Genomic DNA, 22,073 nt, shown 5'->3' on the forward strand with positions numbered 1-22,073 from the left:
CCTCAAATGGCGGCGCGCAGAGCTTCTCGGATTAGGGTTTCGCAGTCTGCGTCAGGCTTGCCAACCTTGCTTATCATACGGCTGGCTTCCTGCGGTTTATAACCCAGCGACACCAGCGCCGCAACCGCTTCGGCCTCGGCGTCGTTGCTTTCCGGCTCGGCGTGCGGTGCGGTGAGCGTAAAGGCGGATTCGCCGGAGAAGAGGTCGCCATGCAGGCCTTTAAAGCGATCTTTCATCTCAACCACCAGACGCTCGGCCGTTTTCTTACCGACGCCCGGAAGCTTGATCAGCGCGGCGATCTCCTCTTTCTCCACCGCCGTCACAAACTGCTGCGCCGACATGCCGGACAGAATGGCCAGCGCCAGCTTAGGGCCGACGCCGTTGGTTTTAATCAGCTCGCGAAACAGCGCGCGCTCTTGTTTGTTGTTGAAGCCGAACAGCAGCTGCGCATCTTCGCGCACCACAAAGTGGGTAAAGATTACCGCTTCGTGGTTCAGTTCAGGCAGCTCATAAAAACAGGTCATCGGCATATGCACTTCATAACCCACGCCGTGCGCTTCAATCAGCACCAGCGGCGGCTGCTTTTCCAGAATATTGCCCCGTAAACGACCTATCACCTGAACGCTTCCTTAATAAACGAATGTGGCGGGATTTATAACATAAAAAAGGCTGGATGAATATCCAGCCTGAAACAGAACGCGGTGCGGGCCACTAGCCTGAGCGCAACCGTCCGCGCGTCAGCAGCAGTTTGCTGTCGCTGACGCGCGCCGCGTTCTGACTGACATGGCAGTGCGTAATGGCGATCGCCAGCGCGTCAGCGGCGTCCGCCTGCGGGTTGGCGGGCAGCTTAAGCAGCGTGCGCACCATATGCTGCACCTGGCTCTTCTCCGCACCGCCGGTGCCGGTGACGGTCTGCTTCACCTGACGGGCAGCGTACTCAAAGACCGGCAGGTCAAGGTTGACCGCCGCGACGATCGCTGCGCCGCGCGCCTGCCCCAGCTTCAGCGCCGAATCGGCGTTTTTCGCCATAAAGACCTGCTCAATGGCGAAGTAGTCCGGGGCAAACTGGGTGATGATTTCAGTCACGCCCGCATAGATCAGCTTCAGGCGCGCCGGCAGTTCGGTGGTATTGGTGCGGATGCAGCCGCTGCCCAGATAGCTGAGCTGGCGGCCGGTCTGACGGATCACACCGTAGCCGGTTATGCGCGAACCGGGATCGATGCCCAGAATTATCGCCATGCCGACTCTCCGGTGTGCGGGCTAAAGAGGAACGCCATTACAGCGTTTCCGCAACCTCATCAGAGATCTCACCGTTATGGTAGACTTCCTGCACGTCGTCGCAATCTTCCAGCATGTCGATCAGGCGCAGCAGCTTCGGCGCCGTTTCCGCATCGAGTTCCGCTTTGGTCGACGGGATCATTGAGACTTCGGCGGTGTCCGCTTTCAGGCCGGTGGCTTCCAGCGCGTCGCGCACTGCGCCCAGCTCTTCCCAGGCGGTAAAGACGTCGATCGCGCCGTCGTCGTAGCTCACCACATCTTCCGCGCCCGCTTCCAGCGCCGCTTCCATCACGCTGTCTTCATCCTGGCCCGGCGCGAAAGATATTACGCCCTTCTTGCTGAACAGGTAAGAAACGGAGCCGTCGGTGCCGAGGTTGCCGCCGGTTTTGGTGAAGGCGTGACGCACTTCGCCTACGGTGCGGTTGCGGTTGTCGCTCAGGCACTCCACCATCACGGCAGAGCCGCCGGGGCCGTAACCTTCATAGATGATGGTTTCCATATTGGAGTCATCTTCGCCGCCCACGCCGCGCGCGATAGCGCGGTTCATGGTGTCGCGCGTCATGTTGTTGGACAGCGCTTTGTCCATGGCAGCGCGCAGACGCGGGTTGGACGCGGCGTCGCCGCCGCCCAGCTTAGCGGCGGTAACCAGTTCACGAATAATTTTGGTAAAGATTTTACCGCGCTTGGCGTCCTGCGCCGCCTTGCGGTGCTTGGTATTCGCCCACTTACTATGACCAGCCATCTTGGTTATTCTCCGATCTTTGACATCGCCCGGGCTATCTTGCTGGCGATCTCGCCTTCCGGCAGTGCTCGCACTCCTCACGTACGGAAATACGCTCCGGTTGCTGCGCGCTGGCGGTAGCCGACCTCGCTGCGCCGATAACGCCCGACGCTTTAGGTTTTGAGGTGCAGTTCTGCGGGAACGCACCAATTTTCTTTAATCCTGGCTGCCACCAAAACAACGGCGAGCAGCTAAATAAATTCTTCAATCGCCTGGCGATTGCTCCAGGACTTGGTGAGTGCTGCGGCGGCGGCAGGATCGAGCCAGCGCGCGGCGAGATGCTCGCTGAGCGTCGGCTGCCGCTCGGCGGGCAGCGCCAGCCGGAACCAGTGTTCGCGGTTGTGCGTGACGTCTGGCGCGTAGCGATGGCGATAGTGCGGAAAGATTTCGAATTCAATCTCTTTGCCGCAATCCTCCAGCGCCAGCGCCTCGCCCGCGACGTCGATGGCCAGCTCCTCCAGCACTTCGCGCCGCGCCGCCTCAAGCGGGGTTTCACCCGCTTCCAGACTGCCGGTAACCGACTGCCAGAAATCGCTGTCGTCGCGTCGCTGCAGCATCAACACCCGGCCGGTATCCTGCGCGAAAATCACCACCAGAACCGATACCGGATGCTTATACATTACTTATTCTCTGACTTTTCTTTCTTCGGCGCGATCTGAATACCGAGATCCGCCAGCGCCGCCGGGTTGGCTTCGCTTGGCGCTTCGGTCATCAGACAGGCCGCCGCGGTAGTTTTCGGGAAGGCGATAACGTCGCGGATATTCTCGGTGCCGGTCAGCAGCATGGTGAGACGATCCAGACCGAACGCCAGGCCCGCGTGCGGCGGCGTGCCGTACTTCAGCGCGTCGAGCAGGAAGCCAAATTTCTCGCGCTGCTCCTGCTCGTTAATGCCCAGAATAGTGAAGACCGCCTGCTGCATGTTGCCGTTGTGGATACGGACGGAACCGCCGCCCACCTCATAGCCGTTAATCACCATATCGTAGGCGTTCGCCACCGCGCTCAGCGGGTCGGCCGCCAGCTCTTCCGCCGACATCTCTTTCGGCGCGGTAAACGGATGGTGCATCGCCGCCAGACCGCCTTCGTCGTCCTCTTCGAACATCGGGAAGTCGATCACCCACAGCGGCGCCCAGGCGCTTTCGTTGGTGATCTGCAGGTCGCGGCCCACTTTCAGGCGCAGGGCGCCCAGCGCGTCCGCCACCACTTTGGCGCGATCGGCGCCGAAGAAGATCAGGTCGCCATCGGCCGCGCTGGTGCGGCTGAGGATCGCTTCCACGATCTCTTCGTTAAGGAATTTGGCTACCGGACTCTGCACGCCGCTGAGGCCCTCGGCGCGCGCGTTGACCTTCATCCACGCCAGACCTTTCGCGCCATAAATCTCGACGAACTTGCCGTATTCGTCAATCTGCTTGCGGCTCAGCTGTGCGCCGCCCGGCACGCGCAGCGCGGCGACGCGGCCTTTGGCGTCGTTGGCCGGACCGGCAAAGACCTGGAACTCGACATTTTTCAGCAGATCGGCGACGTCCACCAGCTCCATCGGGTTACGCAGATCGGGTTTGTCGGAGCCATAGCGGCGCATCGCGTCGGCAAAGGTCATCTGCGGGAACTCGCCGAGATCGACGCCCTTCACTTCCTGCCACAGCTGACGAATCATCCGCTCGTTGATCTCGCGCACCTGCGGCGCGGTGAGGAACGAGGTTTCGATATCAATCTGGGTAAATTCCGGCTGGCGGTCAGCGCGCAGATCTTCATCGCGGAAGCACTTCACGATCTGATAGTAGCGATCGAAGCCGGACATCATCAGCAGCTGTTTGAACAGCTGCGGCGACTGCGGCAGCGCATAGAACTTGCCTTTGTGCACGCGGCTCGGCACCAGATAGTCGCGCGCGCCTTCTGGCGTCGCCTTGGTCAGCATCGGCGTTTCGATATCGAGGAAGCCTTCGCTATCCATAAAGCGGCGCACGAAGCTGGAGATTTTCGCGCGGGTCTTCAGACGCTGCGCCATTTCAGGACGGCGCAGGTCGAGATAGCGGTACTTCAGACGCGCTTCCTCGCTGTTGACCTGATTGGAGTCGAGCGGCAGCGGCTCGGCGCGGTTGATAATGGTCAGCGCCTGCGCGAACACTTCCACTTCGCCCGTGGCCATCTCAGCGTTTTTGTTCTTCTCGTCGCGTGCGCGAACGGTGCCGGTGATCTGGATGCAGAATTCGTTGCGCAGCTCAGACGCCAGCTGGAAAGCCTCCTGACGATCGGGATCGAAGAAAACCTGCACGATGCCTTCGCGATCGCGCATGTCGATAAAAATCAGGCTTCCCAGATCGCGACGGCGGTTGACCCAGCCGCAAAGAGTGACTTGCTGACCTACATGAGACAGATTGAGCTGTCCGCAATATTCTGTACGCATAACGTATCCTTTTAACTTCGCCGCTGCTGCCTGCAGCATCAGGCCGCGTAACCTTTTGAGATGCTGCCGCAAAAAAGGCGGCCATTATAATGGAAAAAGGCAGGCAGGATAAGTAGAGCCGCGCCAAACCGCGCATTTCGTCGCCGGTTTTTCCTCATCCGGACAACCAGGCTAGTCTATAAGGCAAAACCTGCAGGAAAGGAGAAGCCGTGACGCTTCGTATTGGGCTGCCGCAGTGGCAGCATTCGCACTGGAAACGCTGGGGCATTGAGAGTCTGGCTGATTATGCCCGGCTGTTCCACTGCGTAGAGGGCAACACCACGCTTTATGCGCTGCCCGCACCCGACACCGTTCAGCGCTGGCGTGATATGACGCATGACGACTTCCGCTTTTGCTTCAAGTTTCCGCAGACCATCAGCCATCAGGCGCAGCTACAGCACACCGACGATCTGCTCAGCGACTTTCTGCGGCTGCTCGATCCGCTGGCCGACCGTATTGGAGAATACTGGCTGCAGCTGCCCGCGACGTTTGCGCCCGCGCAGCTCGCCGATCTCTGGCGCTTTCTCGACGGGCTGCCGCGCCGCTTCAGCTATGGCGTTGAAGTGCGTCACGCCGCCTTTTTCGCCAAGGGCGAGGCGGAGCGTGCCCTGAATCAGGGCCTGCAGGCGCGCGGCGTCAACCGGGTGATTTTAGACAGCCGTCCGACGCACGCCTCGACCTCGCAAAGCCCCGCTGCCCTCCACGCCCGCCAGCAAAAGCCGCGCGTGCCGCCGCATGCGGTGCGCACCGGCGAGCGGCCCATGGTGCGCTTTATCGGCAGCGACGACGTGGACGAGAGCGATCGATTTTTTCAGGTCTGGCGCGAAAAACTGGCACAATGGCAGGCGGAAAGCGACCCGCTGTTTTTTATTCATACGCCTGATATGGGCGAGGTGTTTCCGCTGGTGCAGCGTTTATGGCCGCAGCTGCAGGCGATCGACGCCGGGATCGGCAGCGGCCCCGCCTGGCCGCAGCAGGCGTCGCTGTTCTGATACCTGATAAAAGAGGATAAGCATGGTAAGCGCGTTATATGTGGTACTGGGCGTGTTGATGGTGATGAAGTTCGCGCTGGACGTGGTGCGCTACCGTCGCCACTACCGCGTCGCCTTTGGCGATGGCGGCTTTCACGACCTGCGCGTGGCGATGCGCATTCACGGCAATGCGATCGAAACTATTCCGCTGGCGCTGCTGCTGCTGGTGATGATGGAGATGAACGGCGCCGATATGTGGATGATGCATCTGACCGCGCTGCTCTTTTTTGCCGGTCGGGTGCTGCATGCGCAGGGGCTGCGCCGCAGCGCGCTCGCCGGGCGCAAATATGGCATGCTGCTGACGCTGTTCGCCCTGTGCGGCATGGCGGTTTTTAACCTGATCTATCTGCCCTGGGAGCTGGTGCTGACGCTGCATTGACCGGCCGCGGGGGTAAAGGGTGCAGCCCGCCGCACTTTCTGCCAGAATAGCGCCCTTTCCGTTGTCTTTCCGGATTTACTATGTCTGACCGCGATACGCTATTTTCCGCGCCCATCGAGAAACTGGGCGACTGGACCTTTGACGAGCGCGTGGCTGAAGTCTTCCCCGATATGATTCAGCGCTCCGTGCCCGGCTACTCGAATATCATCTCTATGATCGGCATGCTGGCCGAGCGTTTCGTCACGCCCGACAGCCAGGTTTACGATCTGGGCTGCTCGCTGGGGGCCGCCACGCTCTCGGTACGTCGTAATATCAAGGCGCCCGGCTGCACCATTATCGCCGTGGATAATTCGCCGGCGATGGTCGAGCGCTGCCGTCGCCATATCGACGCCTTCCGCGCCGAAACGCCGGTAAACGTCATCGAAGCCGATATCCGCGATATCGCCATCGAAAACGCCTCGATGGTGGTGCTGAACTTCACGCTGCAGTTTCTCGACCCGCCTGCGCGCCTGCAGCTGCTGGAGAAGATCTGGCAGGGGCTGAAGCCTGGCGGCGCGCTGGTGCTGTCGGAGAAGTTCAGCTTCGAGGACGCCGAGGTCGGCGAACTGCTGTTCAATATGCACCACGATTTTAAACGCGCTAACGGCTACAGCGAGCTGGAGATCAGCCAGAAGCGCAGCATGCTGGAGAATGTAATGCTGACCGACAGCGTTGAGACGCACAAGGCGCGCCTGAAACAGGCGGGCTTTTCTCACGCGGAACTCTGGTTCCAGTGCTTTAACTTTGGTTCGCTGGTGGCGTTAAAATGATTGAGTTTGGCCGTTTTTATCAGCAAATCGCCACCGGCCCGCTCGCCAGCTGGCTGGAGGTGCTGCCAGCGCAGATCGCCGCCTGGCAGAAAGAGAATCTGCATGGCCTGTTTCGCAACTGGGAGAAGTCGGTAGAGCATCTGCCGCTGCTGCAGCCGCAGCAGCTCGACCTGCTGCACAGCGTCAGCGCAGCGCGCGACGATCTCAGCGATCGCCAGCGTCAGGGCATCGAGAAACTGCTGCGCAACCTGATGCCCTGGCGTAAAGGCCCCTACTCGCTCTACGGCACCGAGATCGACACCGAATGGCGTTCCGACTGGAAGTGGCAGCGCGTCGCGCCGCATATCGCCTCGCTGGCGGGCCGCACCGTGCTGGACGTCGGCTGCGGCAGCGGCTATCACATGTGGCGCATGGTCGGCGCCGGTGCGCAGCTGGTGGTCGGCATCGATCCGATGCAGCTCTTTCTCTGCCAGTTTGAAGCGGTGCGCAAGCTGCTGGGCGATGACCGACGCGCCCATCTGCTGCCGCTCGGCATCGAACAGCTGCCGACGCTGCAGGCGTTCGACACCGTTTTCTCGATGGGCGTGCTTTATCATCGCCGTTCGCCGCTCGATCATCTGCTGCAGCTGAAAAACCAGCTGGTCAGCGGCGGCGAGCTGGTGCTGGAAACGCTGGTGATTGAGGGGGATGAGCGGGATGTGCTGGTGCCGGGCGAGCGCTACGCGCAGATGCGCAACGTCTACTTTATTCCTTCGGCCCCGGCGCTGAAAAGCTGGCTGGAGAAGTGCGGCTTCGTCGACGTGAAGATTGTCGATTACGCGGTGACCTCCACCGACGAGCAGCGCCGCACCAGCTGGATGACCAGCGAATCGCTGGCTGAGTTTCTCGACCCGCAAGACGCCAGCAAAACAGTGGAAGGCTACCCGGCACCGCTGCGCGCGGTGCTGGTCGCCACCAAACCCTGATGCTTAGCGGCGCGAGAGCGCCAGCTTCGCCGCAAAGCCGATAAATACCATGCCCGTCAGGCGGTCCATCACCTTGAGCACCGCCGGACGGCGCAGGTGCGCGGCGAAATAGTGGCTGCCGCCAATCAATACGGCGTTCCACAGCAGCCCAATCGCAATATGCATCAGCGCCAGCAGGCTGCACCAGAGCGGCACCGACGCCCCCGCCGGAATAAACTGCGGCAGAAAGGTGACGTAAAACACGCCAATTTTGGGATTAAGCAGATTGCCGAACAGGCCGCGGTTAAAGCAGCTCAGGTAGCTTTGCGGCGCGATGTCTGTCGCCGCTTCATGCAGCGGCTGCGTGCGCGGGCTGAGCAGCAGCCTGACGCCAAGATAGAGCAAATAGGCCGCGCCGGCCCACTTCAGCAGGTTATAGGCCATTTCTGACGCCAGCAGCAGCGCGCCCAGGCCACATCCCACCGCGACACCCCACACCAGACAGCCAAGATTGATGCCGAGCGCCGTCGCGCTGCCGCGTCGCCAGCCCTGTGCGGCGGCGGTGCGCAACACCAGCGCGGTATCGAAACCGGGCGTCAGCGTCAAAATGGTAATGGCGAATAAAAACGAGAACAGCAGCGTAGCGGTCATCTCTTTCTCCCTGAAATAAGGCTGCTCACTTTAACAAATTTTTAACGCAAAAGCGCTATTGCTGCGCGCTACTCCGACTCAGCAGGCCGATCCCAGTACTGATATTTATAGGCCGCGCTGAGATGGCGCTCGATAGTGCCCTTATCAAAGACTTCCGTTTCGTGCAGATAGCTTAAGGTGCAGTTGCCAACCTCATCCCAGAGCTGACACTCGTCGATCGAACGCAGCGTGCTGACGGGCGTGGTCGCGGTGCCGTGCAGCCGCCATTCACGGAAACCTTTATCGTAGGTATAGCGATCTTCGCTGCGCGCCGTGACCGCGCTGACCACCAGCCCCTGGGGGTTCCAGCGCCAGCTGCTTTCGCCATTGGTCAGGGCATCAGTGCCGCGCGAAACGCTTTTCGTCAGCCGTAGCTGCGCGTCGTAGCGATAGGTGGTGTCGGTAAAACCGCTTTTACCCATGCTGGTGAATTTATCGGAAGCGGTAACGATATTGCCGTGCTGGCCGATGAGCCAGCTGATGGTGCCCTGGCGGTTATCTACCACCTGCTCTTTGCCCTCTTTCAGCACCTTCACCAGGTAGGCGTACTCCGCTACCCAGCCGCCCTGCACGCGCGCAATATGCTGCTCCATACTCAGCACCACATTGTGCTCTTTTTTATCGAAGGTGACGTCAGCCACCTGCAATATCCCACAGGGGTCAAACTGTCCCAGCACCCGCTTTTGCGAATCGACATCTTTGCCGAACTCGCCGGCGATCACCTGCCGCACCGCGCCTTTCGCGCTGCCGCCCAGCATAATCCAGCTGTTGCTGCTGGCAACGGCCTTGCTGTGCGGCGCGCAGGCGGCAGCCCATAGCGTGGGAGAGGCGAACAGCAAACCCAGCGCAAGCGCCGCAGTCTGAGAGCATTTCATGGTGTCACTCCAGAAGATCTCAATAAACTGAGTGTAACGCTATTGGCACCATCTGGCGCGGTCGAGTGACTGAGGGTGAAACAGCAAGATGTAGAGATGCAGCAGGCCTCACCTCAAAAAAGCCGTGCGAAACAACGTAAAGCAGCACTGGGGATTATCAGACAGTAGTGATCTTAACGCGTTGTCACGCTGTATAAAGGCAGTGGGCTATGCTTCCTGTCGCAACGTGGCATAACCGCCATGTTGAATGGTGACTTTTACGCACAAGCCGGACGACATTTGCATGCCCTACCGATTTTTTATCCTCTCGCTTTCCGCATTGACGCTTCTGCTGAATATTTTTTTCCTGCCTGGCGTGCTCAGGCATATAAAAAATGACCCCGAGGTTGAGAGGCTGGCAGAGAGACCGGGTGAAGTCTTTACGCTCTTCAGTGAATGTAAAATCAGGGTTAAGGATGAGGCGCGTTGCTATCAGGCCTACAGTGCGGCGGTGCAGCTGGCAAACAGACCGGATTGCTCTGCCGAAGGGATTGCGTTGAAGCTGAAATTTAAAAAACTGGTTGAGCATACCACGCCGCAAGAGGCCTTGCGCGAGGTCATCAAAGCGTGTCCTCAGGCAGAGAGTGATCTCAGGCAGACCGACCTTCCGCAGCCTCGCGGCATAAACGGCGGGTAGAGGTATCAGATAAAAAGAACCCCAGCAAGATAACTGGGGTTTGGTACTTGCAAACATCACGTCATATGGCGTGCTGCGCGGCAAAATCTGGGGTGATTCAGGCTACCCTGACGCTGTTAAGCTGCATCACGCTTTTCATGGCTTCCACCACATCGCTATCCACGCAGTAACGGCTGAACTCATCCATTTCGGCTTCGGAACACATGGAGACACCGGCTTTACGATAGCGCATCGGTGAGGTGACAAGGCGGCTGGCGGAGCTGTGAACCTCGCTCAGTCCGCTGTCCAGGAACTTTTGCAGATTGCTCAGGCGTACGCCAGCACCGGCCATAATGATTGGACCTTCGCTCTGTTCATTAAGTTCCCTTAATAATGCAATTCCGTTTTCCGCGCTCTGCTGCTGGCCGGATGTCAGGATGCGCGCCACCCCCAGCGCGGTTAACTCCTCCAGCGCGCGATTGGGGCTGTGGCAAAGATCGAAGGCGCGATGAAAAGTCACCTGCATGCCGTCGCACAGCGCCATAATCTGCCGCATACGCGATCGGTCAATATGTGCCTCCTCATCCAGCATGCCGATCACCAGGCCGGGAAATCCCATTTCGCGAATTTTCGCCACGTCGGACTTCATAATTTCAAATTCACGCGCGGTGTAGCAGAAGTCGCCGCCGCGCGGCCGAACGATGGGATGAACCGGAATGGATAGTTCCCGGCGCGCCGCTTCCAGCGAACCAGACGATGGGGTCAGGCCGCCTTCGCGCGGTCCGGAACAGAGCTCAACGCGATCGGCGCCAGCCTGCTGCGCCGTCATGGCGCAATCCACGCCGTAACAGCAAATTTCCAGTAGGGTCATCTACTCCTCCTTTACATGACGTCTGGTTCGACACAGGGCGATAAGTTAGTCTGACTACCAATGAGTTTACGTGGAAACCGACACATGGCATTCAATTTTGACCAACGGATAGACCGTCGTCACACCAATAGCCTCAAATGGAACAAATATCGTGACCGGGACATCCTTCCTTTGTGGGTTGCGGACACCGATTTTCGCTCGCCTGATTGCATTATCGACGCGATAAAAACCCGCGCCGAACATGGCGTTTTTGGCTATGGCGACCGCCCGACCGGATTGATCGACGCCGCCATTGCGCGCTTCGAACAGCGCTACCAGTGTAAAGTAGAGCCGGAGTGGATTGTGGTGCTCCCCGGTGTAGTGAGCGGACTCAATCTGACGGTGCGCGCGCTTACCGCGCCCGACGAGCGCTCAATCTCGCCTTCGCCCATCTATCCTCCTTTTAGCGGCGCGGCGAAGCTGGCGGCGCGCGAGCAGATCACCCTGCCGTTGAAACTCCAGTCGGGGCGCTGGCTCGTCGATCTCAGCGAAGCTTCAGCCCTGCTTAACGGCAAAGAGAAGCTTTTGATGTTGTGCAACCCGCAGAATCCCGGCGGCACCGTCTATCGCCGTGACGAGCTGGAAGCGCAGCTGGCTTTTGCGCGTCAGCACGATTTGATCGTCTGTTCCGATGAGATCCACTGCGATCTGCTGCTGGAGCCCGGCGTCCGACATATTCCCTTTGCCAGCCTGAGCGAAGATGCCGCTCAGCGCAGCGTTACGCTGATTTCGCCCTCTAAAACTTTCAATATCGCCGGACTCGGCGCGTCGCTGGCGATTATTCCCAATGCGGAACTGCGGGCGCGCTTTAAGCAGGCGCGCTACGGCATCGTGCCCGAGGTTGATATCCTGGCGCTGGTCGCCGCCGAAGCGGCCTGGCGCGGCGGCGACGCGTGGCTGGAGGGGCTGCTCGCCTATCTGCGCGTCAGCCGCGATCGTCTGCACGCCGCGGTTAACGCGCTGCCGGGCCTGTCGATGGCCAGTCCGGAAGCGACCTACCTGGGCTGGATAGCGTGCGGCGGGCTGGATGTCGCCAGCCCGGCGCTCTATTTTGAAAACCAGGGGTTAGGCTTTTCGCCCGGACGCGATTTTGGCGACGATCGCTTTGTGCGCTTTAATTTCGGCTGCACCCACGCCATGCTGGAAGAGGCGCTCGACCGGCTAAGCGCCGCCGTCGTTGCGCGCGCTTAGCCCGCCTCGCTGGCGACAATCTCCTCCAGTCGCCACGGATGGAATTTTATTGTGGTCTGCCCGTCGGTCACTGCCAGCGTCGGGTTGGGCAGCCGCTCGTTTTCGCCCTGCGGCGAGCTGGTTTTGAACGAAATGCCTGGCTGCGTCAGCGCGTCGTCGCTGAGCAGCGCCATGGCGCGCACGCCCAGCGTCTGGTGATCGCCGCGCAGCACGATTTCCACATGCTCAAAGCCTTCGTGCCGATAGCGCTTTTCCCCTGGCCAGGGAAGTTCGATAACGTCCAGCTCCCAGCCGTTGAGCTGCAGAGGCTGATGCAGTTTAAACAGGCAGATGGGCCGTCCGTTGATGATCGCTTCCGAGAACAGCGTACCCATTTTCATCAGTCCCAGCTTCCAGCGCTCCGCCGTGGTGTTCTGATGACAGCGCACTGCGATATGGTCAGCCTCAAGCGCCGCTAAGTTTAATCCGAGGCGATCGGCAAATTGTTGCAGCGAGGCGCTGAAGCGCGCCAGATCTGTCTCTAAGTCCTGTAATTCACAGGGAAACACCGGGGCAAAAGTCATAAAATGTCTCAGCTAGTTTAAGTTTTCTAATAAATGGAAAGTCGCGCCAGCACTGCTTCAGGCGCGATTAAATGTTAGGAATCATCCGATTTGGCCGTAATTTTGCCGTAAAACCATGTAAATTACCCTTTTAATTCGGATTTATCCCCTCTTCAGGGCCAGCCATTGCTGGATGAAATTAACCTAACTCAATGAAAAAAATAGCTTTCATTTGTACAATAAGATAAATCCCATTTTCCCGGCAAACAATTGCAGCCAACCCCCCTTTCTTATAAATTTGACCTAACACAACTACAAGGAATGGCTCTATGTCTATGCTCATTGTTGTCGCAGTCCTGATCGCACTGATGGGATTTGCAATTTCCCGCCACTGGAAGGTGCGTGAAGACAAAAGCGTCAAAAATCCTCGTCGCCATCTTCGCCGTCGCTAATCTCTCTGTTTCGGGAAACCGGCCTGACGCCGTTTCCCCGCATGCTCTCTTGCGCGGCGGCTGCTGACGCAAGGTGACATTTCACGTATACTTCCCCTCTTCTTTTTTCCATTCTGCGCGGCCTTTGGGCGCGTCGGCAGAGTGAGGACAACGGCTCTCTGCGCGGCAGACGAGCCTTTTAGCACATGAAGGTAATGCGGTGAATATTCAGGCTCTTCTTTCCGAAAAAGTCAGTCAGGCGATGATTTTAGCCGGTGCGCCGGCCGACTGTGAACCCCAGGTTCGCCAGTCCGCCAAGGTTCAGTTTGGGGATTATCAGGCAAATGGCATTATGGCCGTTGCGAAAAAGCTGGGTCAGGCGCCGCGACAGCTGGCTGAAAGCGTGATTGCGCATCTTGATCTCAACGGCATCGCCAGCAAGGTGGAGATCGCCGGGCCAGGCTTCATCAATATTTTTCTCGACCGCGACTGGCTGGCCGCGCAGGCGAAGCTGGCGCTGACGCAGCCGCGCCTGGGCGTCGCCGCCGTTGAGCCGCAAACCATCGTCGTGGACTACTCCGCGCCGAACGTGGCGAAAGAGATGCATGTTGGCCACGTTCGCTCCACCATCATCGGCGACGCCGCCGTGCGCACCCTGTCTTTTCTGGGTCATAACGTGATCCGCGCTAACCATGTGGGCGACTGGGGCACGCAGTTCGGCATGCTGATCGCCTATCTGGAAAAGCAACAGAACGAGCATCATGAAGCGATAGCGCTCGCCGACCTCGAAGCCTTCTATCGTGAAGCGAAGCGCACCTACGACGAGGACGAAGCCTTCGCCGAGCGCGCACGCGCCTATGTGGTTAAGCTGCAGGGCGGCGACGAATATTGCCGCACCATGTGGAAGAAGCTGGTCGATATCACCATGGGCCAGAACCAGCTGATTTATGACCGTCTTAACGTGACGTTGACGCGTAAAGATGTGATGGGCGAAAGCCTCTATAACGACATGCTGCCGGGCATCGTCGAGGATCTGCGCGCCAAAGGGCTGGCGGTCACCAGCGAAGGCGCGACCGTGGTGTTTCTCGACGAGTTCAAAAATAAAGAAGGCGAACCGATGGGGGTCATCATTCAAAAGAAAGATGGCGGCTACCTCTACACAACCACCGATATCGCCTGCGCCAAATACCGTTATGAGACGCTTAAGGCCGATCGTGTGCTCTACTACATCGATTCGCGCCAGCATCAGCATCTGCAGCAGGCGTGGACTATCGTGCGCAAAGCGGGCTACGTGCCGGCATCCGTTCCGCTGGAGCATCACGCCTTCGGTATGATGCTGGGCAAAGACGGCCGTCCGTTTAAAACCCGCAGCGGCGGCACCATCAAGCTCGCCGATCTGCTGGACGAGGCGCACGATCGCGCGCTGGCGCTGGTGCGCGAGAAGAACCCGGAGATGAGCGAAGCGGAGCTGCAGCAGCTGGCGGAAGTGGTCGGCATCGGCGCGGTGAAGTATGCCGATCTGTCGAAGAGCCGCACCACCGATTACATTTTCGACTGGGACAATATGCTGGCGTTCGAGGGCAACACGGCGCCCTATATGCAGTACGCCTACACCCGCGTGCTCTCCGTGTTCCGTAAAGCGGGCGTCGACGTCGACAGCATCGACGCACCGCTGGCGATTACCGAGGATCGCGAAGCGCAGCTGGCGACGCGCCTGCTGCAGTTCGAAGAGACCATTACCCAGGTGGCGCGCGACGGCACGCCGCACGTGATGTGCGCCTATCTCTACGATCTGGCGGGTCTGTTCTCCGGCTTTTACGAGCACTGCCCGATCCTCAGCGCAGAGGATGAGGCGACGCGCCAGAGCCGCCTGCAGCTGGCCGCGCTGACGGCGAAGACGCTGAAGCAGGGTCTGGACACCCTCGGCATTAAGACCGTCGAGCGTATGTAACAAACAAAAAATCCCGCTTTGCGGGGTTTTTTGTTAAGGCGTGGTGCAGGTACGGATAGTCTGGCCCGATCGCAAAGTCGCTCGAGGCATCCATGCGCGCTCGGCCCGCGGGGATACGCACCTCATCCCTGAGGTGCGCCCGTAACGGGCCAGCGCTCTGCGCCGTTCAAAAACGCTCCCGGCGTTTTTGTCCCTGCCGCGGGACGCTTTGCTCTTCGGTCCAGACTCTCCGTACAGCTCACTTCTGTGCGCGCTTTAGGTTGCCCTTCCCGCGCCTTTAATTCTGGTAATTCACCATCACTTCGCTGCTCAGCACCTGCAGCCCCGGCGGCAATGCGCCCCTGCCCGCCACGCCGAACACCATATAGAGCGTTTCGCTGGCATCCAGCGAGGCCAGCTCGCGCGTCGCGCCGCTGCCGCCCTCCAGCGAGGCGCAGCGCTGCGCGCCGCAAAGCTTCACCTGCAATCCCGAGGGGGCCGCGCCGGTAAGCTGATAGCGCCAGTTAATCAGATTGACCGTGCCGGAAACGCCCGGCGGCGCACGCAGCGGCTTCGATTTCACCCACGCGCCGCGATTGCTTAGCGGCGGACCGCTCACGCTGGCGTGCCACGCGCCCGACGCGGCGTAAAGCGGCAGCGCCGTCAGCGACAGCAGCGCCAGCCCCCAAAATCCATAACGCATTACTTGCCTCCGATGGTGGCGGTCATACGGATATTGCGATTGTCGGTCAGCTCCATATTGGAGAGCACCACCAGCTGCGACAGATTGCGGCGCAGGAAACGCGCCAGCAGCGCGCGCAGCGGATGATTGACCAGCAGCACCGGCGGCGCGCCCAGCATCTCCTGACGCTGCAGCGCGGCCTGCGCCTGCTCCAGCAGTCGGTCGGCCAGGCCCGGCTCCAGCCCGCCGCCGCCCTGCAGCGCCTGCAGCAGCAGACGTTCAAGCGTAGTATCGAGGCCGATCACCTGCACTTCATCATTGCCCGGGAACCACTGCTGGGTAATGGCGCGGCCCAGCGCCACACGCACCACGCTGGTCAACTCCTGCGGATCGTTCTGCACCGGCGCATGCTCCGCCAGCGTTTCGATAATGGTGCGCATGTCGCGAATCGAGACGCGCTCGACCAGCAGATTTTGCAGCACCTTGTGCAGCGTCGTCAGGGTGATGACGCCCGGCACCAGATCTTCCGTCAGCTTCGGCATCTCCTGACTGACGCGATCGAGCAGCTGCTGCGCCTCCTGACGACCAAACAGCTCGCTGGCGTACTGGCCAATCAGGTGGTTAAGGTGGGTCGCCACCACGGTGCTCGCCTCAACCACGGTAAAGCCCTGGATCTGCGCCTGCTCTTTCAGCGCGCTGTCGATCCAGATGGCCGCCAGGCCGAACGCAGGATCGACCGTCGCCTCGCCCGGCAGCGTGCCCGCCGCCGTGCCTGGGTTAATCGCCATCCAGCGGCCAGGATAGGCATCGCCGCTGCCGATCTCCACCCCTTTCATCAGAATGCGGTAGCGCGCAGGCGGCAGCTCCATATTGTCGCGAATATGCACCACCGGCGGCAGAAAGCCGACATCCTGCGCCACCTTTTTACGGATGCTGCGGATACGGCCCAGCAGCTCGCCGTTCTGGGTGCTGTCCACCATCGGGATCAGCCGATAGCCGACCTCCATGCCCAGCGTATCCTCCAGCTGCACGTCGGTCCAGGAGGCTTCGGTATTGGCTGGCGTATCGGACGCTTTCATTACCGCGCTGCTGGCGGCTTCCGGATTCTTCTTCGCCTCCATCTCGCGGCCGCGCATCCACCAGGCCAGGCCGAGCAGCGCGCCGGTAAACAGCAGAAACACGAAGTTGGGCATGCCGGGCACCATGCCAAGCAGGCCGAGCACGCCGGCGCTGAGCAGCATCACGCGCGGGTTATTGAAGAGCTGCCCCACCATCTGCTCGCCGACATCCTGATCGGTGCCGACGCGGGTGACAATGACGCCCGCCGCGGTTGAGATCACCAGCGCCGGGATCTGCGCCACCAGACCGTCGCCGATGGTCAGCAGCGTATAGGTTTCGGCGGCGTGGCCCACGTCCATACCGTGCTGCACGACGCCAACCATCAGTCCGCCGATGACGTTGATCACCATAATGATAATGCCGGCGATGGCGTCGCCGCGTACAAACTTACTGGCACCGTCCATGGAGCCGTAGAAGTCCGCTTCCTGCGTCACTTCGCTGCGGCGCGTTTTCGCCTCCTGTTCGCCGATCAGCCCGGCGTTCAGGTCAGCGTCGATCGCCATCTGTTTGCCCGGCATGCCATCAAGCACGAAGCGCGCGCCGACTTCCGCGATACGCCCCGCACCCTTGGTGATAACCATAAAGTTAATCACCACCAGGATAACGAACACCACAATGCCGATGGCGAAGTTGCCGCCGACAAGGAAGTGGCCGAACGCCTCAACGACCCGCCCCGCAGCGCCCGCGCCGGTGTGGCCTTCCATCAGAATGATACGCGTCGAGGCGACGTTCAGCGCCAGACGCAGCAGCGTTGAGAAGAGCAGAACGGTTGGGAAGGCGGCGAACTCCAGCGTGCGCTGGGTGAACATGGCCACCAGCAGCACCATAATTGAGAGCGCGATGTTAAAGGTGAACAGCAGATCGAGGATGAAGGCGGGCAGCGGCAGCACCATCATCGACAGGATCATCATGATCAACACGGGACCGGCAAGCACCTGCCACTGTGTATCTTTCAGGTTGCTCGGTAAACGCAGTTTTGCGGCCAGGTTAGCCATCGTTTCGCTTCTCTCCTGCAAAGTCCATCTCTGCCGGGACCGGCAGGTTTTTCGGTTTGTTTGGGATCAGGCCGCCTTCACGCTTCCAGCGGCGCAGCTGCCAGACCCAGGCCAGCACTTCCGCCACCGCCGCGTAAAGCGCGCCGGGGATCTGCTGGCCGATTTCAGTATGCCGGTAGAGGGCGCGCGCCAGCGGCGGCGCCTCCAGCAGCGGAATGCGGTGCTCCGCGGCGATTTCACGGATCTTCAACGCCACCTCGCCCGCGCCTTTCGCCACCACTTTCGGCGCGCTCATCTTGTTCTCGTTGTACTGCAGCGCCACCGAGTAGTGCGTCGGGTTGGTCACGATCACGTCCGCCTTAGGCACATCGGACATCATGCGGCGGCGCGCGGCGGCGCGCATCGCCTGGCGAATGCGTCCTTTAACGTGCGGGTCGCCCTCCTGCTGTTTGAATTCGTCGCGGATCTCCTGACGCGACATACGCAGCTTTTTGTAGTAGCTGTAGAGCTGCCAGAAAACGTCGTAGCCCACCATCGGGATAAGGCCAAGGATCACCAGCGCGCAGCAGGCGGCGATCATCCCCAGCCCGTGCATCAATGCATTGGTAGGGGACTGGCTGATCAGCCGCAGCATCTCCGGCCAGTGCGACCAGATGTACCAGCCGCCGACGCTGCCCACCAGAATCGCCTTGAGGATGCCCTTAAAGAGTTCGGTCCAGGCCTGAGCGGCAAACATGCGGGCGAAGCCGGGCAGCGGGTTGAGCTTTTTGAAATCCATCTTGATCGATTTGCCGCTGAGCACGATGCCGCCCAGCAGCATCGGCGCAGCGATCGCCACCAGCACCAGCCCGCCCATGAGTGGCAGAAGCGCCATCACCGCCAGGCCAATCAGGTTGCTGATATGGCCAATAATCAGCTTACTGTCGCTCACCATGCTGTGGTCGAAGCGCAGCCCGGAGGCGACCATCGCCGCCAGCTGGCGCGCCATCAGCGTGCCGCCCAGCCAGAGGATCATCAGGCCCACCAGCAGCATCAGCACCGACGTCAGCTCGCGCGAACGCGGAATCTGCCCCTCTTCACGCGCTTTTTCAAGTCGGTGGGGTGTGGGCGATTCTGTTTTGTCCTCGTCGCTCTCTTCAGCCACGACAAACCTCTGTGGGTAGGGATCTTGAACACAGGATGCCAAATTTGGCTTTGGTTAAAGCGAAGATAAAACGGGGAAAAGAGGCGTTCTTTGGCGGATGAGTCTGGCAATGAGGAACGGGACCGCTGGAAAGCGGTCCCGCTTATGGCAGGTTGTGGCCAGCCTGAGGGCTGGTCACACAGGGTTAAAACCCTAAGCTATCCAGCAGGTCATCGACCTGATCCTGGTTCGCCACCACGCCTGGCGCATCGGCGTGGATCTGCGGACCGTTCAGCAGGCTGGTGCCCTCCTGACGCTTCTCGGCGCTGACTTCCGGCATGTTCTCCAGCAGCACCATCAACAGCTGGCGCTCAATCTCCTGGATCACATCCATCATGCGCTTGATCACCTGACCGGTCAGGTCCTGGAAATCCTGCGCCATCATGATTTCAAGCAGCTGCTTGTTGGTAAAGGCGGTATGATCTGGCACTTCGCTGAGGAATGCGCGCGTATCCGTCACCAACTCCCGCGCGTCGGCCAGTTCAATCGGGTTTTCAAACCACTGGTCCCAGCGCCCTTTCAGCTGGGTTGCCCCGGCTTCCATTTTATCCTGATGCGGCTGCGCCGCCTCGACGCAGTTCAGCGCGCGGTCGGCGGCCTGCGCCGTCATCTGCACGACGTAATCCAGACGGTCGCGGGCATCGGGAATGGCTTCAGCCGCATCGGCGATGGCTTTGTCCAGACCCAGCTCGCGCAGGCTGTCGCGCAGCATGCGCGTCAGAGAGCCAATGCGAGCAATGATATCGTGTGCCGAGACATCCTCAGTTGGTTTCGGAAGGTCGCTCATCACATCTCCTTACATGCCCAGTTTTTCGAAGATCTTGCCTAACTTCTCTTCCAGCGTGGCGGCGGTGAACGGCTTCACCACGTAGCCGCTGGCGCCAGCCTGCGCGGCCGCGATAATGTTCTCTTTCTTCGCTTCTGCGGTCACCATCAGCACCGGCAGCTTGCCCAGCGCCGCGTCGGCGCGAATGGTCTGCAGCAGCTGCAGGCCATCCATGTTCGGCATGTTCCAGTCGGAGATCACGAAGTCGAAACCGCCCGCTTTCAGTTTGCCCAGCGCGTCTACGCCATCTTCCGCTTCTTCGACGTTATTGAAGCCCAGCTCTTTTAGCAGGTTACGTACAATACGACGCATCGTGTTGAAGTCGTCCACCACCAAAAAGCGCATGTTTTTATCAGCCATAATTACTCCTATGTTATCTCGCCCGGCAGGACGGGCCTGTTAAATACGCAGTGCCTGTCCGGCGCTAATTTTTGCCAGCATATGCTGGCTGATGTTGCCTAAATCCACGACTTCGCTTACACCGCCGCTGGCGATGGCTTCTCGCGGCATGCCAAAGACCACGCAGGAGGCTTCGCTCTGTGCGATGGTCCAGGCGCCGGCGCGATGCATTTCCAGCATGCCCGTCGCGCCGTCGTTGCCCATGCCGGTGAGAATGACGCCCACCGCGTTACGTCCGGCGTTAAGCGCCACCGATTTGAACAGCACGTCCACAGAGGGTTTGTGACGGTTCACCGGCGGCCCTTCGTTCAGTTTTACGACATAGTTGGCGCCGCTGCGCGCCAGCTCCATATGCATCGCGCCAGGGGCGATGTAGGCATGCCCAGGCAGGATGCGCTCGCCGTCCTCCGCCTCTTTCACCGTGATTTGACAGAGCTTGTTAAGGCGATCGGCGAAGGATTTGGTAAAGCCCGGCGGCATATGCTGGGTGATCATCAGCGCCGGACTGGTCGGCGGCAGCGGCTGCAGCACGTGGCGAATCGCTTCGGTGCCGCCGGTGGAAGATCCGATGGCGATCAGCTTTTCGCTGCTCAGCAGCGGCCCCGCCTTTAAGGTCGCTGGCGCCGGCATCATCGGACGGGCGTGCAGCTGCGCGCGCGCCGCCGCGCGGATCTTGTCGGCGATCGTCTGACTGTAGGAGAGCATCCCTTCGCGGATGCCGAGCTGCGGCTTGGTGACGAAATCCACCGCCCCCAGCTCCAGCGCGCGCAGGGTAATCTCCGACCCTTTGCCGGTCAGCGACGACACCATCACGACCGGCATCGGACGCAGACGCATCAGCTTCTCGAGAAAGTCGAGGCCGTCCATGCGCGGCATCTCCACGTCCAGCGTCAGCACCTGCGGGTTGTACTGCTTGATTAAATCGCGGGCGACCAGCGGATCGGGCGCTGTCGCCACCATCTCCATATCGGGATGACTGTTAATGATTTCGGTCATCAACTGGCGCATCAGCGCGGAGTCGTCCACGCACATTACGGTGATTTTGCTCATCATCTTTCCTTCGTCAGTCCATAGACGGTTTGTCCACGCAGCCAGAACTCTTTGCTGATCTGACTAAAGTTCTCTGAATGACCGGCAAACAGCAGTCCGCCCGGCTTCAGCAGGGGAACAAAACGGCGCAGAATCTTTTCCTGCGTCTCTTTATCGAAATAGATCATTACGTTGCGGCAGAAGATCGCATCGAAAGGCCCCGGCAGCGCCCACTCGTTCGCCAGCAGGTTAAGCTGGGCGAAGTTAACGCTGTTCGCCAGTTCCGGACGCACCCGCACCATGCCGCTATGCGGGCCGGTGCCGCGCAGGAAAAAGCGCTGCATCTGCTGCTGCGACAGCGTGCGCAGCTCTTCCTGGCGATAGACGCCGGAAATCGCCTTCTCCAGCACCTGGGTATCGATATCGCTGGCGTGCACCTGGAACTTGCCCGGACCGGCGCCCAGCGTTTCCGCCAGCGTCATGGCGATCGAGTAAGGCTCTTCGCCGGTCGAGGCGGCGGCGCACCAGACGTTAAAGCTGCCCGCGCGCTTGCGCGCATGTTCCGCCAGAATGGGGAAGTGGTGCGCCTCGCGGAAAAACGCCGTCAGGTTGGTGGTCAGTGCGTTGATAAAGGCCTGCCACTCTGCGCTGTTGACGTCGTTCTCCAGCAGCGCCAGATAGCGGCCGAAGTCGTCAATGTTCAGCGTGCGCAGACGGCGCACCAGACGGTTGTAGACCATCTCGCGCTTGTGGTCGGCCAGCACAATGCCAGCGCGCTGATAGATCAGCTGGCTGATACGACGAAAGTGTGTATCCGAAAGCGGCAGGCGCTGCACCATCTGCGAGAGCAGCGTGGTCGCTTCGGTTTGATCCAGTAACGTCGATTTCTTCATTTCAGGTCACCTGGCACTGTACGTAATTCATTAAATTTTGCTGCTATGTCGGGCGGCGTTG

24 protein-coding genes are annotated in these 22,073 nt (G+C 60.1%); 8 read left to right on the forward strand and 16 right to left on the reverse strand.

The annotated features are described in order from the left end of the window. Window positions 1-2: 2 nt before the first annotated feature. The 5 genes from ruvA to aspS all read right to left on the reverse strand — a co-directional run bounded on the left by ruvA (window position 3) and on the right by aspS (window position 4,460). Window positions 3-617: a Holliday junction branch migration protein RuvA gene (ruvA, locus tag Q9R34_RS12180; protein ID WP_033746510.1), complete on the reverse strand. Its 615-nt coding sequence runs from the start codon at window positions 615-617 to the stop codon at window positions 3-5. Window positions 618-711: 94 nt separating this feature from the next. Further along, the gene (gene ruvC / locus Q9R34_RS12185) at window positions 712-1,239 is read right to left on the reverse strand and encodes a crossover junction endodeoxyribonuclease RuvC (protein WP_434123140.1); all 528 of its coding nucleotides are present in this window, start codon (window positions 1,237-1,239) and stop codon (window positions 712-714) included. Window positions 1,240-1,276: 37 nt separating this feature from the next. After that, window positions 1,277-2,020, reverse strand: a complete 744-nt coding sequence (locus tag Q9R34_RS12190; RefSeq protein ID WP_033746507.1) for a YebC/PmpR family DNA-binding transcriptional regulator — start codon at window positions 2,018-2,020, stop codon at window positions 1,277-1,279. Between the two features lie 230 nt (window positions 2,021-2,250). Beyond that, window positions 2,251-2,679: a dihydroneopterin triphosphate diphosphatase gene (nudB, locus tag Q9R34_RS12195; protein ID WP_434123138.1), complete on the reverse strand. Its 429-nt coding sequence runs from the start codon at window positions 2,677-2,679 to the stop codon at window positions 2,251-2,253. After that, entirely contained in the window at window positions 2,679-4,460 is a 1,782-nt protein-coding gene (aspS, locus tag Q9R34_RS12200) for an aspartate--tRNA ligase (protein ID WP_485893979.1), read from the reverse strand. The genes nudB and aspS overlap by 1 nt, the downstream gene beginning before the upstream one ends. Window positions 4,461-4,669: 209 nt before the next feature. Here aspS and Q9R34_RS12205 point away from each other — a divergent pair, with 209 nt between their 5' ends. From Q9R34_RS12205 to cmoB, 4 genes are all read left to right on the forward strand, one after another. Further along, complete coding sequence (locus Q9R34_RS12205; protein ID WP_434123136.1) at window positions 4,670-5,491, forward strand: DUF72 domain-containing protein; 822 nt, start codon at window positions 4,670-4,672, stop codon at window positions 5,489-5,491. 22 nt (window positions 5,492-5,513) lie between these two features. Then, window positions 5,514-5,909 (forward strand): MAPEG family protein, encoded by a 396-nt coding sequence (locus tag Q9R34_RS12210; protein ID WP_434123135.1) that lies wholly within the window; start codon window positions 5,514-5,516, stop codon window positions 5,907-5,909. Between the two features lie 80 nt (window positions 5,910-5,989). Then, a complete protein-coding gene (cmoA, locus tag Q9R34_RS12215; RefSeq protein ID WP_485893982.1) occupies window positions 5,990-6,718 on the forward strand; it encodes a carboxy-S-adenosyl-L-methionine synthase CmoA in 729 nt (242 codons plus the stop codon). Continuing rightward, entirely contained in the window at window positions 6,715-7,683 is a 969-nt protein-coding gene (gene cmoB / locus Q9R34_RS12220; protein WP_434123133.1) for a tRNA 5-methoxyuridine(34)/uridine 5-oxyacetic acid(34) synthase CmoB, read from the forward strand. Before cmoA ends, cmoB begins: the two co-directional genes overlap by 4 nt. 3 nt (window positions 7,684-7,686) lie before the next feature. Here cmoB and Q9R34_RS12225 read toward each other — a convergent pair whose 3' ends face one another. Together Q9R34_RS12225 and Q9R34_RS12230 are read right to left on the reverse strand one after the other, a co-directional pair. Beyond that, entirely contained in the window at window positions 7,687-8,313 is a 627-nt protein-coding gene (locus Q9R34_RS12225; protein ID WP_485893984.1) for a LysE family translocator, read from the reverse strand. A gap of 68 nt (window positions 8,314-8,381) precedes the next feature. Further along, window positions 8,382-9,227, reverse strand: a complete 846-nt coding sequence (locus tag Q9R34_RS12230; RefSeq protein WP_434123131.1) for a hypothetical protein — start codon at window positions 9,225-9,227, stop codon at window positions 8,382-8,384. A 283-nt stretch (window positions 9,228-9,510) separates the two neighbouring features. Here Q9R34_RS12230 and Q9R34_RS12235 point away from each other — a divergent pair, with 283 nt between their 5' ends. Continuing rightward, window positions 9,511-9,903 (forward strand): hypothetical protein, encoded by a 393-nt coding sequence (locus Q9R34_RS12235; RefSeq protein ID WP_485893986.1) that lies wholly within the window; start codon window positions 9,511-9,513, stop codon window positions 9,901-9,903. A gap of 97 nt (window positions 9,904-10,000) precedes the next feature. On the opposite strand, the gene cutC is transcribed toward Q9R34_RS12235, so the two are convergent. Continuing rightward, window positions 10,001-10,753 (reverse strand): copper homeostasis protein CutC, encoded by a 753-nt coding sequence (gene cutC / locus Q9R34_RS12240; RefSeq protein WP_434123129.1) that lies wholly within the window; start codon window positions 10,751-10,753, stop codon window positions 10,001-10,003. Between the two features lie 84 nt (window positions 10,754-10,837). Here cutC and Q9R34_RS12245 point away from each other — a divergent pair, with 84 nt between their 5' ends. Beyond that, window positions 10,838-11,983 (forward strand): MalY/PatB family protein, encoded by a 1,146-nt coding sequence (locus Q9R34_RS12245; protein WP_485893989.1) that lies wholly within the window; start codon window positions 10,838-10,840, stop codon window positions 11,981-11,983. Here the strand turns inward: Q9R34_RS12245 and Q9R34_RS12250 are convergent. Continuing rightward, a complete protein-coding gene (locus Q9R34_RS12250) occupies window positions 11,980-12,546 on the reverse strand; it encodes a VOC family protein (protein ID WP_485893991.1) in 567 nt (188 codons plus the stop codon). The two genes, Q9R34_RS12245 and Q9R34_RS12250, sit on opposite strands and share 4 nt — an antisense overlap. A 308-nt stretch (window positions 12,547-12,854) precedes the next feature. On the opposite strand from Q9R34_RS12250, the gene Q9R34_RS12255 reads away from it, so the two are divergent. Together Q9R34_RS12255 and argS are read left to right on the forward strand one after the other, a co-directional pair. Further along, window positions 12,855-12,977 carry a hypothetical protein gene (locus tag Q9R34_RS12255; protein ID WP_009089698.1) on the forward strand — a complete coding sequence of 41 codons (123 nt, stop codon included), beginning with the start codon at window positions 12,855-12,857 and terminating at the stop codon, window positions 12,975-12,977. A gap of 199 nt (window positions 12,978-13,176) precedes the next feature. Next, entirely contained in the window at window positions 13,177-14,907 is a 1,731-nt protein-coding gene (argS, locus tag Q9R34_RS12260) for an arginine--tRNA ligase (protein WP_434123125.1), read from the forward strand. A gap of 277 nt (window positions 14,908-15,184) precedes the next feature. Here argS and flhE read toward each other — a convergent pair whose 3' ends face one another. The 7 genes from flhE to cheR all read right to left on the reverse strand — a co-directional run bounded on the left by flhE (window position 15,185) and on the right by cheR (window position 22,012). After that, window positions 15,185-15,589, reverse strand: a complete 405-nt coding sequence (gene flhE / locus Q9R34_RS12265; protein WP_485893994.1) for a flagellar protein FlhE — start codon at window positions 15,587-15,589, stop codon at window positions 15,185-15,187. Beyond that, the gene (gene flhA / locus Q9R34_RS12270; RefSeq protein ID WP_485893996.1) at window positions 15,589-17,682 is read right to left on the reverse strand and encodes a flagellar biosynthesis protein FlhA; all 2,094 of its coding nucleotides are present in this window, start codon (window positions 17,680-17,682) and stop codon (window positions 15,589-15,591) included. The genes flhE and flhA overlap by 1 nt, the downstream gene beginning before the upstream one ends. After that, window positions 17,675-18,826, reverse strand: coding sequence for a flagellar biosynthesis protein FlhB (flhB, locus tag Q9R34_RS12275; protein WP_434123122.1), 1,152 nt, complete (start codon window positions 18,824-18,826; stop codon window positions 17,675-17,677). Before flhB ends, flhA begins: the two co-directional genes overlap by 8 nt. Before the next feature lie 184 nt (window positions 18,827-19,010). Further along, window positions 19,011-19,652 carry a protein phosphatase CheZ gene (cheZ, locus tag Q9R34_RS12280; RefSeq protein WP_434123121.1) on the reverse strand — a complete coding sequence of 214 codons (642 nt, stop codon included), beginning with the start codon at window positions 19,650-19,652 and terminating at the stop codon, window positions 19,011-19,013. A 9-nt stretch (window positions 19,653-19,661) separates the two neighbouring features. Beyond that, a complete protein-coding gene (gene cheY, locus Q9R34_RS12285; protein ID WP_033749727.1) occupies window positions 19,662-20,051 on the reverse strand; it encodes a chemotaxis response regulator CheY in 390 nt (129 codons plus the stop codon). A 39-nt stretch (window positions 20,052-20,090) separates the two neighbouring features. Further along, window positions 20,091-21,140, reverse strand: coding sequence for a protein-glutamate methylesterase/protein-glutamine glutaminase (locus tag Q9R34_RS12290; RefSeq protein WP_434123119.1), 1,050 nt, complete (start codon window positions 21,138-21,140; stop codon window positions 20,091-20,093). After that, window positions 21,140-22,012 (reverse strand): protein-glutamate O-methyltransferase CheR, encoded by an 873-nt coding sequence (cheR, locus tag Q9R34_RS12295; protein WP_084882343.1) that lies wholly within the window; start codon window positions 22,010-22,012, stop codon window positions 21,140-21,142. The genes Q9R34_RS12290 and cheR overlap by 1 nt, the downstream gene beginning before the upstream one ends. Window positions 22,013-22,073 lie beyond the last annotated feature (61 nt).

Source organism: Enterobacter sp. BRE11, assembly GCF_031844285.1.
Classification (GTDB): Bacteria; Pseudomonadota; Gammaproteobacteria; order Enterobacterales; family Enterobacteriaceae; genus Pantoea.

Excerpts from the sequence above, each read along its gene's own strand:
- nudB (WP_434123138.1), bottom strand. The coding sequence starts at position 2,679 with ATGTATAAGCATCCGGTATCGGTTCTGGTGGTGATTTTCGCGCAGGAT.
- Q9R34_RS12190 (WP_033746507.1), bottom strand. The coding sequence starts at position 2,020 with ATGGCTGGTCATAGTAAGTGGGCGAATACCAAGCACCGCAAGGCGGCG.
- aspS (WP_485893979.1), bottom strand. The coding sequence starts at position 4,460 with ATGCGTACAGAATATTGCGGACAGCTCAATCTGTCTCATGTAGGTCAG.
- Q9R34_RS12245 (WP_485893989.1), top strand. The coding sequence starts at position 10,838 with ATGGCATTCAATTTTGACCAACGGATAGACCGTCGTCACACCAATAGC.
- cheZ (WP_434123121.1), bottom strand. The coding sequence starts at position 19,652 with ATGAGCGACCTTCCGAAACCAACTGAGGATGTCTCGGCACACGATATC.
- Q9R34_RS12230 (WP_434123131.1), bottom strand. The coding sequence starts at position 9,227 with ATGAAATGCTCTCAGACTGCGGCGCTTGCGCTGGGTTTGCTGTTCGCC.
- flhE (WP_485893994.1), bottom strand. The coding sequence starts at position 15,589 with ATGCGTTATGGATTTTGGGGGCTGGCGCTGCTGTCGCTGACGGCGCTG.
- cutC (WP_434123129.1), bottom strand. The coding sequence starts at position 10,753 with ATGACCCTACTGGAAATTTGCTGTTACGGCGTGGATTGCGCCATGACG.
- Q9R34_RS12210 (WP_434123135.1), top strand. The coding sequence starts at position 5,514 with ATGGTAAGCGCGTTATATGTGGTACTGGGCGTGTTGATGGTGATGAAG.
- flhA (WP_485893996.1), bottom strand. The coding sequence starts at position 17,682 with ATGGCTAACCTGGCCGCAAAACTGCGTTTACCGAGCAACCTGAAAGAT.
- cmoA (WP_485893982.1), top strand. The coding sequence starts at position 5,990 with ATGTCTGACCGCGATACGCTATTTTCCGCGCCCATCGAGAAACTGGGC.
- Q9R34_RS12290 (WP_434123119.1), bottom strand. The coding sequence starts at position 21,140 with ATGAGCAAAATCACCGTAATGTGCGTGGACGACTCCGCGCTGATGCGC.
- Q9R34_RS12255 (WP_009089698.1), top strand. The coding sequence starts at position 12,855 with ATGTCTATGCTCATTGTTGTCGCAGTCCTGATCGCACTGATGGGATTT.
- cmoB (WP_434123133.1), top strand. The coding sequence starts at position 6,715 with ATGATTGAGTTTGGCCGTTTTTATCAGCAAATCGCCACCGGCCCGCTC.
- Q9R34_RS12225 (WP_485893984.1), bottom strand. The coding sequence starts at position 8,313 with ATGACCGCTACGCTGCTGTTCTCGTTTTTATTCGCCATTACCATTTTG.
- ruvC (WP_434123140.1), bottom strand. The coding sequence starts at position 1,239 with ATGGCGATAATTCTGGGCATCGATCCCGGTTCGCGCATAACCGGCTAC.
- Q9R34_RS12235 (WP_485893986.1), top strand. The coding sequence starts at position 9,511 with ATGCCCTACCGATTTTTTATCCTCTCGCTTTCCGCATTGACGCTTCTG.
- cheY (WP_033749727.1), bottom strand. The coding sequence starts at position 20,051 with ATGGCTGATAAAAACATGCGCTTTTTGGTGGTGGACGACTTCAACACG.
- cheR (WP_084882343.1), bottom strand. The coding sequence starts at position 22,012 with ATGAAGAAATCGACGTTACTGGATCAAACCGAAGCGACCACGCTGCTC.
- Q9R34_RS12250 (WP_485893991.1), bottom strand. The coding sequence starts at position 12,546 with ATGACTTTTGCCCCGGTGTTTCCCTGTGAATTACAGGACTTAGAGACA.